At 60.5% G+C, this 14,212-nt stretch carries 15 protein-coding genes; 13 read left to right on the forward strand and 2 right to left on the reverse strand.

The genetic code is table 11. From position 1 onward, the window contains the following. Window positions 1-117: 117 nt before the first annotated feature. The 12 genes from AB688_RS14735 (at window position 118) to AB688_RS14790 (ending at window position 11,910) form a co-directional block, all read left to right on the forward strand. Entirely contained in the window at window positions 118-1,461 is a 1,344-nt protein-coding gene (locus AB688_RS14735) for an OprD family outer membrane porin (RefSeq protein ID WP_063544931.1), read from the forward strand. A 91-nt stretch (window positions 1,462-1,552) separates the two neighbouring features. Then, window positions 1,553-2,788: a dienelactone hydrolase family protein gene (locus tag AB688_RS14740; protein ID WP_025754664.1), complete on the forward strand. Its 1,236-nt coding sequence runs from the start codon at window positions 1,553-1,555 to the stop codon at window positions 2,786-2,788. Then, window positions 2,785-3,504 (forward strand): SDR family NAD(P)-dependent oxidoreductase, encoded by a 720-nt coding sequence (locus AB688_RS14745; protein WP_196759860.1) that lies wholly within the window; start codon window positions 2,785-2,787, stop codon window positions 3,502-3,504. Before AB688_RS14740 ends, AB688_RS14745 begins: the two co-directional genes overlap by 4 nt. A 348-nt stretch (window positions 3,505-3,852) precedes the next feature. Beyond that, window positions 3,853-5,313 (forward strand): 2-hydroxymuconic semialdehyde dehydrogenase, encoded by a 1,461-nt coding sequence (locus tag AB688_RS14750; protein ID WP_027915665.1) that lies wholly within the window; start codon window positions 3,853-3,855, stop codon window positions 5,311-5,313. 15 nt (window positions 5,314-5,328) lie between these two features. Beyond that, the gene (locus tag AB688_RS14755) at window positions 5,329-6,138 is read left to right on the forward strand and encodes a 2-keto-4-pentenoate hydratase (protein ID WP_027915666.1); all 810 of its coding nucleotides are present in this window, start codon (window positions 5,329-5,331) and stop codon (window positions 6,136-6,138) included. 11 nt (window positions 6,139-6,149) lie between these two features. Next, entirely contained in the window at window positions 6,150-7,082 is a 933-nt protein-coding gene (locus AB688_RS14760) for an acetaldehyde dehydrogenase (acetylating) (protein WP_027915667.1), read from the forward strand. Beyond that, entirely contained in the window at window positions 7,079-8,107 is a 1,029-nt protein-coding gene (gene mhpE / locus AB688_RS14765; RefSeq protein ID WP_027915668.1) for a 4-hydroxy-2-oxovalerate aldolase, read from the forward strand. The genes AB688_RS14760 and mhpE overlap by 4 nt, the downstream gene beginning before the upstream one ends. Continuing rightward, the gene (locus AB688_RS14770; RefSeq protein WP_027915669.1) at window positions 8,104-8,898 is read left to right on the forward strand and encodes a 2-keto-4-pentenoate hydratase; all 795 of its coding nucleotides are present in this window, start codon (window positions 8,104-8,106) and stop codon (window positions 8,896-8,898) included. Before mhpE ends, AB688_RS14770 begins: the two co-directional genes overlap by 4 nt. Then, the gene (locus AB688_RS14775; protein ID WP_025754657.1) at window positions 8,891-9,316 is read left to right on the forward strand and encodes a RidA family protein; all 426 of its coding nucleotides are present in this window, start codon (window positions 8,891-8,893) and stop codon (window positions 9,314-9,316) included. The genes AB688_RS14770 and AB688_RS14775 overlap by 8 nt, the downstream gene beginning before the upstream one ends. A gap of 20 nt (window positions 9,317-9,336) precedes the next feature. Next, window positions 9,337-9,909 carry a 3-hydroxyanthranilate 3,4-dioxygenase gene (locus AB688_RS14780; protein ID WP_027915670.1) on the forward strand — a complete coding sequence of 191 codons (573 nt, stop codon included), beginning with the start codon at window positions 9,337-9,339 and terminating at the stop codon, window positions 9,907-9,909. After that, complete coding sequence (locus AB688_RS14785) at window positions 9,906-10,892, forward strand: amidohydrolase family protein (RefSeq protein ID WP_027915671.1); 987 nt, start codon at window positions 9,906-9,908, stop codon at window positions 10,890-10,892. Before AB688_RS14780 ends, AB688_RS14785 begins: the two co-directional genes overlap by 4 nt. Window positions 10,893-10,953: 61 nt before the next feature. Then, a complete protein-coding gene (locus tag AB688_RS14790; RefSeq protein ID WP_027915672.1) occupies window positions 10,954-11,910 on the forward strand; it encodes a LysR family transcriptional regulator in 957 nt (318 codons plus the stop codon). A 108-nt stretch (window positions 11,911-12,018) separates the two neighbouring features. Here the strand turns inward: AB688_RS14790 and AB688_RS14795 are convergent, their stop codons facing one another. Beyond that, window positions 12,019-12,543 (reverse strand): cytochrome b, encoded by a 525-nt coding sequence (locus tag AB688_RS14795; RefSeq protein ID WP_232238344.1) that lies wholly within the window; start codon window positions 12,541-12,543, stop codon window positions 12,019-12,021. 74 nt (window positions 12,544-12,617) lie between these two features. Then, a complete protein-coding gene (locus tag AB688_RS14800) occupies window positions 12,618-13,694 on the reverse strand; it encodes a catalase family peroxidase (protein ID WP_027915673.1) in 1,077 nt (358 codons plus the stop codon). A gap of 95 nt (window positions 13,695-13,789) precedes the next feature. Between AB688_RS14800 and AB688_RS14805 the strand changes: the two genes are divergently transcribed. Next, the gene (locus AB688_RS14805; RefSeq protein ID WP_231100239.1) at window positions 13,790-14,185 is read left to right on the forward strand and encodes a winged helix-turn-helix transcriptional regulator; all 396 of its coding nucleotides are present in this window, start codon (window positions 13,790-13,792) and stop codon (window positions 14,183-14,185) included. Window positions 14,186-14,212: the final 27 nt, after the last annotated feature.

Here is a 14,212-nt window from a genome sequence, read left to right on the forward strand (position 1 = left end):
AGCCGACCTCGATCGCCGAAGCGTGCGTCGTCGGCCGACCCCCAGCTAGTCATTCCCTGACCATGCATGGCCTCAAGGCCTTGCGCGTGGTGCACGTGAGTACCCAGGAGTGTGGTTATGCCTGCAGTGATCGATTACCGACTAGTGTCTGGCTTAGGGCTGGCGCTGGCTTGCCAACAGGCCTTGGCAGATGAACTATGGGCCGATGCTTCAACATATTTTCAGCAGGGAAGCTTGTCCGGTTTAACCCGGAACTTTTATCTCAACCGCGACTTCCGCAACGGTGGTGCCAACCGCCGATCAGGCACCGTTAACGGTTATCGCGCGGAGTGGGCCCAAGGCTTAACTCTGGACTACATCTCCCCGTTCACGACTGGTGTTGTCGGCTTGGGATTCGACGCGCATCTGTATGCGGGATTGAAGCTTGACAGTGGTCGTGGCAAGACCGGCACCAACCTGCTTCACGTCAACAACGACGGTGATGTGGCGAATGAGTACAGCGTGGGCGGCGGTGCGCTCAAGCTCAAGTACCGTGAAATGGTGCTCAAATACGGCTCCATGGAATTGCGCACCTCTCCGGTGTTACTCACCGATGGTGGCTCCGGGCGCCTGTTGCCGCAAACTGTGACAGCATGGCAGCTCATCAGTCGCGATCTGCAGCCGCTAACCTTCGATGCCGCCCACATCACCGCCGGCAAGGCGCCTTCGGAGAACCGCAACGACAGCACGCTACGTTCCCTGTATGGCGCTACGGAGACGGATACGGTCGATTATCTCAGCCTGAATTATGAGCAGGGCGCAGTCAAAGGCTACCTCAGCACTCAACGTGCCGAAGATCTTTGGCGCCAGGATTACCTGGGGTTTCGCTACTTGCCTGCCCTCGTCGAGGGGCTGACCCCAACCTTGAATTTCAGCATGTACCGAACGGTCGACATCGGTGCCGCCCATGGCGGGCCCATCGACAACTTAACCTGGTCCTTTGCTCCGGGCGTCAAGTTCGGTGCCCATTCCCTCATGCTTGCATACCAGAAGGTGCAGGGCGACACGCCCTTCGATTATATGGCGTTCCGAGACGGGCAAACCACCGTGGCACAGCTGGCTAACAATGTGCAGCTCAGTGACTTCAACGCGCCCAACGATCGGTCCTGGCAGGTTCGTTACGACTATGACTTCAGTGCGCGTGGCGTGCCTGGCCTGAGGTTCATGATTCGCTACATGCAGGGACAGGGTGGCAAAGGCTCCGATATCGAACCGTACAGTTCCTACTATCCCCTCGGCTTTCGAGATGGGGGGCGCCACTGGGAACGCAATATCGAGATGCAATATGTCGTGCAAGACGGGCCGGCGAAAAACCTCAGCTTTAGAGCGCGGTACGGCGTGCACCGCGGTAATTCGGCTGAGCCACGCGGTGACATGGATGAGATTCGCCTGATCACCGAATTCCCTTTCAAGCTGCTGTAGATGGCGCCGTTGGCAATGCTTCATCAAAGCTGCTTCGCCAAGAATTCATGTAGAGCAATGTCTGTCCGCTTACCGTAGAAGGAGTAATGAGATGAGCAAATACATCGATATTCAGGCACGAGACCAGGCTGGAAGTTTCAAGGGATATCTGGCGCTGCCGCCTGAAGGCAAGGGGCCAGGCATCGTGTTGGGCCAAGAAATATTTGGCGTGAACGCCAACATGCGCGAGGTGGCGCAGATGTATGCCGAGGAAGGTTATGTGGTTCTGGTGCCCGACTTGTTCTGGCGTCTACAGCCGGGTATCGACCTGGGCTATACCCCCGCAGATTTCGATAAGGCTTTGAGCCTCTACACCGCACTGGACCTGGACAAGGCCGTAGACGACATCGCCGCCGCCTTCGACACGCTGCGGGATCTGGCCGAGGTCACCGAGCCCGCCCTGGGCTTCGTGGGCTATTGCCTGGGAGGCAAACTGGCCTACCTCACCGCCACCCGTACTGATGTCGCGGTTGCGGTGGGCTACTACGGCATGGGTATTGAGCAATACCTGGATGAAGCCGATGGCCTGAGCGGTGGGCTGGTGCTGCATCACGGCGAACTGGACGGGCTGTGTGACGCCACGACCCGTGCGCGTATCGCCGAGGTGCTGCGTGGCCGCCCAGGCGTAGAGCTGTATACCTACGAGGGTGCTGACCATGCCTTTGCCCGCCTGGGCAGCGATCACTTTCACAAACCCTCGGCCCTCATGGCTCATGGGCGCACCATTGGCGCATTGAAGAAGTACATCGGGCCGGCCTACAACCTTTCAGACCTGTGGGACGAGCACATCCACCATGAGTTCGTTACCCGAGACGTGCCGGCCACCCTGAAGACCATGGTCGCCGAGCCTTACGTGAACCATATTCCGACGCTGACCGGCGGGGTGGGCAGCAAGCAACTCGGACGCTTCTATCAGCATCACTTTGTCCACGCCAACCCCGAGGACACCAAGATGATTCCGGTTTCTCGCACGGTCGGCGCCTACCAGGTCGTCGATGAATTCATCATGTCTTTCACCCACACCTGCGAAATGGACTACATGCTGCCTGGGATAGCACCTACCGGCAAATACGTGGAAGTACCCATGGTGGCGGTGGTCAACTTCCGCGGCAACAAGCTATACCACGAGCATATCTACTGGGACCAGGCCTCTGTGCTGGTACAGATCGGCCTGCTCGATCCAGAAGGGCTACCGGTGGCGGGCATCGAAACGGCCAAGAAATTGCTCGATGAATCGCTGCCTTCGAACACGCTGATGGCCCGCTGGGCCAAAAGTGAGCACCTGTGAGCGCCATCACGACTGTGGGCAAGGAGGTCCTGATCACCGGCGCCAACGGAGGGTTGGGCCTTGCCTTGATCGAAGCGTTTTTGGCTGCGGGGGCAAGTCGTGTCTACGCCGCTTGCCGTAACCCTGAGCGTCTGCTGTTCGATCATCCGCTGGTGGAGGCGGTGGATCTGGACGTCACCGACCAGCAGCAAGTCGCGCAGGTGGCGAGCAGGGTACGGGTCGATATCCTGGTGAACAATGCTGGCCTCAATAGGCAGCAGCGGTTGCTGGGCACCGAGGACTCCGAAGCCGCTGCCCAGGAAATGGCCGTCAACTACTTCGCCACGCTCGCGATGATGCGTGCCTTTGCGCCGACGCTTGTCGAGCGCACTGGCGCTATCGTCAACGTGCTCTCGATTCTGGCGCGGGTGGCGTTGCCAGCCATGGGGTCGTTGTGTGCGTCCAAGGCGGCCGCGTTGCGCCTGACCGAGGCCGCTCGGGCCGAGCTGGCCGGCCAGGTGCAGGTGATGGCGGTGCTCCCCGGTGCGATCGATACCGCGATGAGCCGTGACGTTGCGGGTGCCAAGGCCAGTCCTCGGGACGTGGCCGATGCGATCGTAGCGGGGTTGGCCAGCGGTGCCACGGAGGTCTATCCCGACCCCATGGCACTGGACGTTGCGCACAAGCTCGCCGCCAACCGGGCAAGTACGCAGGCCTACTTCGCCCGGCACCTTTAAAAGGGCCGCATCGGGAGTGCTGCTCAAGTGTGCAGCACCACCGCAAGCGATGCTGCACGCTCGGGCTGACTGCAACGCGCTGGCCTACTGGCTGAGATGAAAAGTCGCGGCGGCTTGAGCATTACCTGCAGGCTTACAAGCAAAACCCGAAGTTGTTTGGGTGGCGCAATTAAGTTGCGGGCATCGTTAACATGAAAGTTGCAGTGAATTACTAAAGCGCACTCACATCCATAGCTTTGCCTGAAATTCATGTATTCCGAGTTCTGATACCCGAAGACGATATTTCTATTATTAATTTATATATGACGTCCCTAAACTCATTGAAAACATCCTGCTCAGGAGGGCGCTGTGTCCAAACATTTGCTACGTCACTATATCGCTGGGACTTTCGTCGAGAGCAGCCGCAGGTTCGACAACATCTCTCCTGTCAATGGGAGCCTATTGGGCCAGGTATGTGAGGCTGGTGAAGATGAAGTGAATGCTGCAGTCGAAGCGGCGGCAGGCGCTCAATTGGGGCCGTGGGCTGGATTCAGTACTGCCCAGCGGGCTGATCTGCTAGAGCGGATCGCCGATGGCATCGAGCGTCGATTTGAAGACTTCGTGGATGCCGAAGTCGCTGATACTGGTCGGCCCGTGCATCAGGCGCGCAGCCTGGATGTTGCACGGGGCGTGCAGAACTTCCGTACCTTCGCTGATTTAGTGCGACACGGCGGTAGCGAGCTTTTTGAAATGCGCACCGGCGATGGTACGGATGTGTTCAGTTATACCGTGCGTAAGCCGCATGGCGTGGTGGCCATCATCTCGCCGTGGAACCTACCGCTGTTGCTGCTTACCTGGAAAGTCGCGCCAGCGTTGGCCTGTGGTAATTCTGTGGTTGTCAAACCGTCGGAAGATACGCCTTCCAGTGCCACCCTGTTGGCCGAGGTCATGCACGAGGCCGGTGTGCCCGCCGGTGTATTCAATCTTGTGCATGGCTTTGGCCCTGATTCTGCCGGTGAGTTTCTCACTCGCCACCCTGGCGTCAATGCCATCACCTTTACCGGTGAGTCGCGCACCGGCTCGACCATCATGCGCGCTGCTGCCGAGGGCGTACGTGAGGTGTCTTTCGAACTGGGTGGCAAGAATGCCGCAGTCGTTTTTGCCGATTGCGATTTTGATGCGGCAGTTGCCGGTGTGCTGCGTTCCAGTTTCACCAATTCTGGCCAGGTCTGCCTATGCACGGAGCGGGTCTACGTCGAGCGGTCGATCTACGAGCGCTTTGTCGCGGCGCTCAAAGCAGGCGCCGAGAAGCTGAAGATCGGCTATCCCGACGAAGACGGCGTGAACATGGGGTCGCTGATTTCCCATAAACACCGCGACAAGGTGTTGGGCTACTTCCAGTTGGCTGTGACAGAGGGCGCGACAGTGGTCAGTGGCGGCGGTGTGCCGACATTTGGCGACGAGCGCGACCAGGGCGCTTTTATCCAGCCGACTATCTGGACCGGCCTTACCGATGACGCTCGCTGCATTCGCGAAGAAGTGTTCGGTCCGGTCTGTCATATCGCGCCCTTCGATAGCGACGAGGAAGTGCTGCAACGCGTTAATGATTCGGCCTACGGCCTGGCTGCTTCTCTGTGGACTCGCGATCTGAAGCGGGCCCACCGTCTCTCTAGACGTATCCATGTCGGCATGGTGTGGGTCAATACCTGGTTCCTGCGCGATCTGCGTACGCCTTTTGGTGGCGCACGCTTGTCTGGGCTTGGCCGCGAAGGAGGGCGCCACTCGCTGGATTTCTATTCCGAGCTCACCACCATTTGTGTCAATCCGTAAGGACAGGAGAACTCCATGCATCCAGCAATCGCTGAAGCAGCAGCGTGTTTGCGCCAGGCTCGTGAACAGGGCAGGCCCTGTGCGCCAGTACGCGAACTCATCGAGCGTGCGGCTGTCGAGCAAGATGAATCCGCGCTAAAGCAGGCTTACGCCGTGCAACAGTACAACAACGCCGCCGACATTGCCGCAGGCTGGAACCCGGTAGGTCACAAGATCGGTTTGACCTCAAGTGTTGTCCAGCGCCAGTTGGGGGTTGACCAACCGGACTTTGGTCGGCTGTTTGCCCAGATGGCCCGAGGTGACGGCCAGTCTATCAGCTGGAGTGAATGCCAGCAGCCCAAGGTAGAAGCAGAGATCGCCCTGGTTCTGGAGCGCGATCTGTGCAATGAGCGCCAGACCCTGGCCGACATTATCCGTGCCACTGCTTTCGCCCTGCCGGCCATCGAAATCGTCGGCAGTCGAATCGCCAACTGGGACATCAGTTTGCTCGACACAGTCGCAGACAATGCTTCGTCCGGGCTGTTTGTCCTGGGCAGTCAGCCGGTATCCCTGGGGCAATTGGACCTGGTCAATTGTGGCATGCGCCTGAGTCTACGCGGCGAACCGGTATCGGTCGGAGCCGGTGCAGCCTGCCTGGAAAACCCACTGAATGCGGCGGTGTGGCTGGCCAATACCATGGTCCGTCTCGGCGAGCCATTGCGTGCCGGTGACGTGGTGTTGACCGGTGCCTTGGGACCTATGGTGCCGGTGAGCCCGGGAGATGTGTTTACCGCTGAGATCCAGGGCTTGGGCCGCGTCACTGCGTCCTTTGCTCAAGCCGAGTAAGGGGGCCCTAAATGAGCCAGAAACGCAAAGTAGCCATCATCGGTTCCGGCAACATCGGCACCGACCTGATGATCAAGATCCTGCGCAACGCCAAGCACCTAGAGATGGCAGCGATGGTCGGCATCGACCCGGCCTCCGACGGCCTGGCCCGCGCCGCCCGCCTGGGCGTGACCACCACCCACGAAGGCGTGCAGGGCCTGACCCGCCTGCCGGTGTTCAGGGACATCGATTTCGTCTTCGACGCCACCAGCGCTGGTGCCCATGTGAAGAACGACGCCTTCCTGCGCCAGCACAAGGCCGACCTGCGCATCATCGACCTGACCCCAGCGGCCATCGGCCCGTACTGCGTGCCGGTGGTAAACCTCGAGCAGCACCTGCAGGCGACCAACGTCAACATGGTCACCTGCGGTGGCCAGGCGACCATCCCAATGGTCGCGGCGGTATCGCGGGTGGCCAAGGTGCACTACGCCGAGATCGTTGCCTCGATTGCCAGCAAGTCCGCCGGCCCCGGCACCCGCGCCAATATCGACGAATTCACCGAGACCACCAGCAAGGCCATCGAAGTGATAGGCGGCGCGACCAAGGGCAAGGCGATCATCATCATGAACCCCGCGGAACCGCCGCTGATGATGCGCGACACGGTGTACGTGCTGAGCGAGACCGCCGACCAACAGTACATCGCGGGGAGCATCGAGGAAATGGCTCGCGCAGTGCAGGTCTACGTGCCGGGCTACCGCCTCAAACAGCAGGTGCAGTTCGAACCCGTGTGCGGCCTGAGGTTGCCTGGGCAGGGCACCTTCACCGGTCTCAAGACGTCGGTGTTCCTTGAAGTGGAAGGCGCCGCCCATTACCTGCCGGCTTACGCCGGCAATCTCGACATTATGACCTCCGCCGCGCTGGCCACCGCCGAGCGCATGGCACAAGCAATGGGGGCGTCGGCATGAACGGCAAGAAGCTCTATATCAGTGACGTAACCCTGCGCGACGGCATGCACGCCATCCGTCACCAGTATTCGCTGGATGACGTGCGTGCCATCGCCACGGCGCTGGATCGCGCCAAGGTCGACTCCATCGAAGTCGCCCATGGCGATGGCCTACAGGGTTCCAGCTTCAACTACGGTTTCGGTGCCCACACCGACCTCGAATGGATCGAAGCAGCGGCCGACGCGGTCAACCACGCCAAGATCGCCACGCTGCTGCTGCCAGGGATTGGCACCCTCCATGACCTGAAGAGCGCCTATGACGCCGGTGCTCGCATTGTTCGCGTGGCCACCCACTGCACCGAGGCAGATGTTTCGCGCCAGCACATCGAATATGCCCGTGAACTGGGCATGGACACCGTTGGCTTCCTGATGATGAGCCATATGCACACGCCTGAAGGGCTCGCGCAGCAGGCCAAATTAATGGAGGGCTACGGCGCCACTTGCATCTATGTGGTGGATTCGGGCGGGGCGATGAACATGGACGACATCCGTGCGCGCTTCCGTGCGGTCAAGGCTGTGCTCGACCCAGCGACGTCGACCGGTATCCATGCCCACCACAACCTCAGTCTGGGCGTGGCCAACTCCATCGCCGCCGTGGAGGAGGGCTGCGACCGCATCGACGCCAGCCTCGCCGGCATGGGCGCCGGCGCCGGCAACGCCCCGCTGGAAGTGTTCATCGCCGCTGCCGACAAGCTTGGCTGGCAGCACGGTACCGACGTGTACGCGCTGATGGATGCCGCCGACGACCTGGTGCGCCCGCTACAGGACCGCCCGGTACGGGTGGACCGTGAAACGCTGGCCCTGGGTTACGCCGGGGTCTATTCGAGCTTCCTGCGCCACGCCGAAGTGGCCGCTGCACGGTATGGCATCAAGGCCGTGGACATCCTCGTCGAGCTGGGCAAGCGGCGGATGGTCGGTGGCCAGGAAGACATGATCGTTGACGTCGCACTCGACCTATTGAAGCCATCGCTGGAGAAGCGTGCATGAATACCGATATTGCTCGTATCGCCGAAGCCCTTGACCGAGCGGCGCGAAGCGCCGAACCACTGGCACAGTTCAGTGGCAGCACCGCCTTTTCCCTGGATGACGCCTACCGGATCCAGCGCGCCTCCATGCAGCGTCGTTATGCCGATGGTGAGCACAGCATCGGCATCAAGCTGGGCTTCACCAGCCGCGCGAAGATGGTGCAAATGGGGGTGGATAGCCTGATCTGGGGGTGGCTCAGCAACACCATGGTGGAAGAGGACGGCGGCCTGATCGACTTGGCGCGCTACATTCATCCGCGAGTCGAGCCGGAGGTTTGCTTTCTAACGCGCCGTGCGATTGATCGCCCGCTGACCCTGCTGGAAGTAGGCAATTATGTCGAGGCCGTGGCGCCGGCGCTGGAGATCATCGATTCACGCTACCAGGCGTTCAAGTTCAGCCTGGAGGATGTGGTGGCGGACAACTGCTCCTCGGCCGGCCTCACCATTGGAGCTTGGTCGCGCAACTTCTCTGGGCTGGACAACGCCGGCGTAGTGATGCGCCTGGATGGGCGTGTGGCTCAGGCCGGCTCCACGGCTGCAATCCTCGGCAATCCGCTGCGCAGTCTAGTGCAGGCCTCACGCCTGCTGCACGGCGCCGAACTCGAATTGCCCGCGGGTAGCCTCGTGATGGCAGGCGCCGCCTGCGCTGCGGTGGCGTTGTACCCAGGCGTGCATGTCAGTGTCGATGTCCATGGCGTTGGGCAGAGCAGCTTCAGCGTCCGCGGTGACCACGGAGGCGTCAGCTATGAGTGACCTCAACGCCACTGTCGTTGCTGGCAAGGCCACACCGCGTGGGCGCTTTCCGCATATCAAGCGTGCGGGTGACTTCCTGTTCGTCTCCGGTACCAGCTCACGGCGCCCGGACAACAGTTTTGTCGGCGTCGAGGTGGATGCCATGGGCACCACCCAGCTAGACATTCGGGCGCAGACTCGCGCAGTGATTGAGAACATGCGCGACATCCTCGCCTCTGCAGGTGCAAGCCTTGCAGACGTGGTGGAGATCAGCAGCTTCCTCGTCGATATGAACGACTTCGGCGGATACAACGACGTATACGCCGAATACTTTGACGAAAGCGGCCCGACCCGCACCACCGTAGCCGTACACCAATTGCCGCACCCCCATCTACGTATCGAGATCAAGGCCATAGCGTACGCGCCGCGTCGTCGCTGAACCGTTGGGAGAAAACAACCATGGACAAGCATCACTTCAGCGCCCCTTTCAACTTCAACCGCTGGATAGACGAGCACGCGCACCTGCTCAAGCCGCCGGTTAACAATCAGCAGATATGGCAGGACAGCGATTACATGGTTACCGTGGTGGGTGGGCCTAATCAGCGCACCGACTTCCATGACGATCCGGTGGAGGAGTTTTTCTACCAGTTCAAGGGCAATGCCTACTTGAACGTCTGGGACCGAGGTCGCTACGAGCGCGTCGACCTCAAGGAAGGCGACATCTACCTGATGGCCCCCCACGTTATCCATTCGCCGCAGCGTCCTGAGCCCGGCAGTCTGTGTCTGGTGGTGGAGCATCGCCGCCCGGAAGGGCAGTCCGACGCCTTGCAGTGGTCCTGTGCGCACTGCGGCACCGTGGTCCGGCGCTATGAGTTGAGGCTCAAGAGCATCGTTGCCGATCTTCCACCGGTATACGACCAATTCTATACCACCACCGATGAAGAGCGTCGTTGCCCTGGTTGCGGCGAAATCCACCCAGGCCGCGATTGGCAGACCTGGCACAACACGCTGCGTGAGGTCCACGACTTATGAAAATCGATATCCATTCGCACTTTCTTCCCCGCATTACTCAAGCCGAGGCCGCCCGCCTGAGTCCTCAGCGTGGCCCTTGGCTGCATACCGAGGGGCGTCAGGGGCAGATCATGCTGGGAGATAAGCCGTTCCGTCCGGTACATGATGTGCTGTGGGATCCGCAGCGCCGCATCGAACACCTGGATGAGCAGGGCTTGGACGTGCAAGTGATGTGCGCAACGCCGGTGATGTTCGCCTACGACCAACCTATCGCGCAGGCGCTGCCGTGGGCACAGATGATGAATGATCGAGCCCTGGAGATGACGGCCCAGGTACCCGATCGCCTCAAGGTACTGGCCCAGGTACCCCTGCAAGATATCGAGGCGGCCTGCCTTGAGGCCAGCCGGGCCAAGGCCTGTGGCCATGTCGGGGTGCAAATCGGCAATCACGTGGGCAACCACGATCTGGACGAAGCGGGCCTGATCACCTTCCTGCACCACTGTGCGGTGGAAAATATCCCGTTGCTGGTGCACCCGTGGGACATGATGGGCGGCGAGCGCATGAAGAAATGGATGTTGCCTTGGCTTGTCGCGATGCCGGCGGAAACACAGCTGGGTATCCTGTCGCTGATCCTGTCTGGCGCTTTCGAACACTTGCCGGCGTCCCTGCGCATCTGTTTCGCCCATGGCGGCGGCGGCTTCGCCTTCCTCCTGGGACGGGTAGATAACGCCTGGCGCCATAGAGATATTGTCCGAGAGGATTGCCCGGAACTGCCGTCAAGCTATGTCAAACGTTTCTTCGTCGACTCGGCGGTCTTCGACCCTCGTGCACTGCGTTTGCTGGTGGACGTGATGGGGGCAGACCGCGTCATGCTGGGCTCCGACTCTCCCTTCCCGCTAGGCGAACAGGCCATTGGTGCTGGTGTACTGGAGCATCCGCAGTTGAGCGAGCAGGACAAGTCGCGTATCTGCGCCGAGAACGCCCGGGGATTCTTCGGCATTTGATTGGCCATCGCGAACGAGCGGCAACCTGATCGGAAAAAAGTCGTGGTTGCCGAGGAGCGTCATGAAATCAAGCGTACTTACGGTTTCGCGCAAGCTGAAGTTCTACCAACTGGTGGTATTCGACCAGGTCGTGCAGAGCGGCTCACTAGTGCGTGCAGCTCAGATATTGAACATGACTCAACCTGCCGTCACCAAGGTTATCCATGAGATAGAGTCGTACTTCTCCGCGCCGTTGCTGGTACGTAGCAATCGCGGCGTGCGCCTGACGGAGCTGGGCGAGGTAGTGCTGCGCAGAGCCCGTGCAATGCTGGCAGAGCTTAGGGCGCTAACTGATGAAGTGCAGGCTCATCACGAGGGGGGGGCAGGCCATGTGGTTGTAGGCACGCTAATTTCAGCTTCGGCATCGTTGTTGCCGCTCGCGCTACGGCTGCTCAAGGAGCGCGCCCCGCAGGTGCTGGTGTCGGTGCGGATCGGGCAATTCGATCAACTCTTCCCCGCCTTGATAGTGGGTGAGGTGGACCTGGTGATCGGGAGGATCCCTGACGACTGGCGGGGGCGGGAGGAGAGCCGGACGTTGGGCGTTGACTCGCTTTACGTGGAGTCTTTGTCGATCGTTGCCGGAAGCCGACACCCGCTACACGATCAGGCCGTGTCGAGCTTGGCCGATTTGCAGGCCTATCCGTGGATTTTGCCGCCACCCGGCTCGTCACTACGTCGTACCGTCAATGGGCTTTTTGCCGAGGCTGATTTACCGCTGCCAGCCAATGTAATCGAGTCGCTGTCGGTGCTTACCAACGTAGCGTTGATGCAGGACCAGAAGACTGTGGGTTTGCTGCCGATGGAGACGGCTAGGCAATTGTCTGGTCAGGGCGGGATTCGAAGCTTCACCTTCGGCACGCCCTTACGTTTCGGCGGGATCGGCTGTTTTTATCCCCATAACCGTGACCCCGGGCCTGCCGCCAAGCTTTTTAGGGAATGCACCCGACTTGCCTGCGAGCGGCATGTCATCAGCGACTGACAGTCGCCCCCCGGTAGAACCAGTGATGGTTATTCCGCCAAAAGGCGAGAGCGGCCAGTCAGGGCTGACCGCTATCGGTTCAACGCCAGCGCGGGATATTCAAACGCATCAAGACGTGGGCCGCGAGCCGGATCCAGCTTTAGCTCGTTCGTCGCTGGCGCCTCGGGCCATGCTGGAGAAAACACCGTCTCTTAGTACCCAGGCATGCATCAATGCGGCGCCCAGATGTCCCAGGATGATCGCGAACAGCAGCCACGCCAGAGCGCCATGTGCCAGCCGAAGCCATGCGTAGAGCACCGGGTTTTCCGGAACCAGCGCAGGCAAGCTCCAGTCGCCCAGAAGGATGACGGGCCAGTTGCCTGCCGAACGCACCGCCCAGCCGAGCACTGGCAACCCCACCATCAATAGGTAGAGCAAGCCGTGCAACAGGTGGGCGGCTACGGCTTGCCAGCGGGGAATACTTGCGGGCAGTGCCGGCACAGGCCGGCAGAAGCGATTGGCCAGGCGCACCAGTGCGAGGCAAAGGATGGCGATGCCCAACGGCTGATGCACGTCGATCAACACGGGACGGAGGGCTAATGAGCTCATCATGGCTACCCCGATGAACAGCATGGCCATGATGGCGATCGCCATTGCCCAGTGCAGTAGCCTGGCGGTTAGGTTGAAGTGCCGGGGACTGCGCGTACGGGTAGTTGGTACGTCTTGCATCACTTGTGCTCCTGCTGGCCAATGGCGTCGGTTGCCCTGCCGAACGCGATTTCGCGCAGACGTGCATTGTAAGAGTGCGAGTAAATACCCGCGCGCGCTGCTAGCACAGGATCGTTCGAAAGCGCGATACCGGATGGCACCAAGGTGGGGTCGAAGTTGATATCGCGACAGCCCCCTTCGCGCTGATCGCGAACGCTGGTCACTTCCAGCGTGCCGGCGACCACTTGCTGTCGCTCGTCGGGCCAGGGTTGTGACGGATCATCGACCGGATCTCCCGCCTGCGCCAATTGCAGTACCAGATCCCAGCGAACGGGCGCTTGTGCCACCCGCTTCTTGATATCGTCGAACAGGAAATCACGGCTGGATCGCGCCCGCTCTTCCGGGGAGAGGCCATGGAAGGGAGCGTGGGGCCGCATGAACCAGCGCACGGGCTGGCGTGTGCCATCTGCCGCAAGCAGGATAAATGCGTTGATGACGTTGTACTGGGCCTGCGCAAAGCTGCTCGGCCAAGGCGCAGTCGCCTTGTACTCCACCGCCTTGCGAGCCTCTGGGTACTTTTCGAAGAACGCCCCGACTCGCGCGGGGTCAGGCTGTCCGGTGGTCGGGTCAGGCTCGAATGCGTGCCTTTGTGCCAGGAACCCCTCGGCATCACGCGTAGGGAAGTAGGGGGCATTGTTCAGCTTCATCCGCCATTGAGATCTGTCGTCTGCACTCAACAACAAGGCCATGCTCACCGTGGCGGTAGAGGCGTCCGGCGCATGGGGGTCGGCGGATCCGATCGAGAAACGTCCGATTGCCGGGACTTCATCCTGGGCGAACACTCGAGCGGTCGAGAGCGACGCCGCTGCATTGCTGCTGCGAAAAACTCCTGCGAAACAGATGCCCTTACCATGCGCTCGACGATAGCCCGGTTCGAAGTGCTGCAGCGAGTCACCGAGAAACGTTCGAGTGGTGGTTCGGCCCCCGACCAGCCCGGCGGCCCAGGCGAATGACAGTGCCAGTGCGCCGACGATGGCTGCGATGACCAGCACGGGCATCCAGCGTTTATTGAATGTGGGACGTTGCAAAGCGCTCACCCTGACCTTGACCGATGATTGGCACGCACTATAAGTTTGCTACCCCACCCTAAGGAAGTACGCACCTTTTGGTTAGTACAATGACTGACTCTCGCTTGGACACCGTCAACCCCCAAGACTCATCCGCGCTTGACGAGCACACGCTGACCGCCAAGCTCAGGCGCGGCGACCTATTCACGGGCAAATGCAAGGCCAGGGAAGTGCTGTCTCACGTCACGAGTCTGTGGGGAATGCTATGCCTGATTGCGCTAATTGACGGCACGCTGCGTTACAGTGAGCTGCGTCGCAAAGTGAACGGCGTCAGCGAAAAGATGTTGTCGCAGACCCTTCAGCGGCTGGAAGGCGATGGTTTCGTGCGCCGGACCTCATATCCCATTGTCCCTCCGTGGGTCGAATATGATCTGACCCCTTTTGGTCAGGAAGCCGCCGCGCATGTTGCGGCACTTGGCGACTGGTTGGAGATGAATCTCCATAAAGTCCCTAAAGCCTAGCGGGGTCATGACGACTCATAGCTTCCA

This window comes from Pseudomonas putida (assembly GCF_001636055.1).
Taxonomy (GTDB): domain Bacteria; phylum Pseudomonadota; class Gammaproteobacteria; order Pseudomonadales; family Pseudomonadaceae; genus Aquipseudomonas; species Aquipseudomonas machongensis.

Bases quoted from the DNA above. Each gene is read 5' to 3' on its own strand.
- AB688_RS14735 (WP_063544931.1), top strand. From the start codon at position 118: ATGCCTGCAGTGATCGATTACCGACTAGTGTCTGGCTTAGGGCTGGCG.
- AB688_RS14740 (WP_025754664.1), top strand. From the start codon at position 1,553: ATGAGCAAATACATCGATATTCAGGCACGAGACCAGGCTGGAAGTTTC.
- AB688_RS14755 (WP_027915666.1), top strand. From the start codon at position 5,329: ATGCATCCAGCAATCGCTGAAGCAGCAGCGTGTTTGCGCCAGGCTCGT.
- AB688_RS14760 (WP_027915667.1), top strand. From the start codon at position 6,150: ATGAGCCAGAAACGCAAAGTAGCCATCATCGGTTCCGGCAACATCGGC.
- mhpE (WP_027915668.1), top strand. From the start codon at position 7,079: ATGAACGGCAAGAAGCTCTATATCAGTGACGTAACCCTGCGCGACGGC.
- AB688_RS14770 (WP_027915669.1), top strand. From the start codon at position 8,104: ATGAATACCGATATTGCTCGTATCGCCGAAGCCCTTGACCGAGCGGCG.
- AB688_RS14775 (WP_025754657.1), top strand. From the start codon at position 8,891: ATGAGTGACCTCAACGCCACTGTCGTTGCTGGCAAGGCCACACCGCGT.
- AB688_RS14780 (WP_027915670.1), top strand. From the start codon at position 9,337: ATGGACAAGCATCACTTCAGCGCCCCTTTCAACTTCAACCGCTGGATA.
- AB688_RS14785 (WP_027915671.1), top strand. From the start codon at position 9,906: ATGAAAATCGATATCCATTCGCACTTTCTTCCCCGCATTACTCAAGCC.
- AB688_RS14790 (WP_027915672.1), top strand. From the start codon at position 10,954: ATGAAATCAAGCGTACTTACGGTTTCGCGCAAGCTGAAGTTCTACCAA.
- AB688_RS14795 (WP_232238344.1), bottom strand. From the start codon at position 12,543: ATGGCGATCGCCATCATGGCCATGCTGTTCATCGGGGTAGCCATGATG.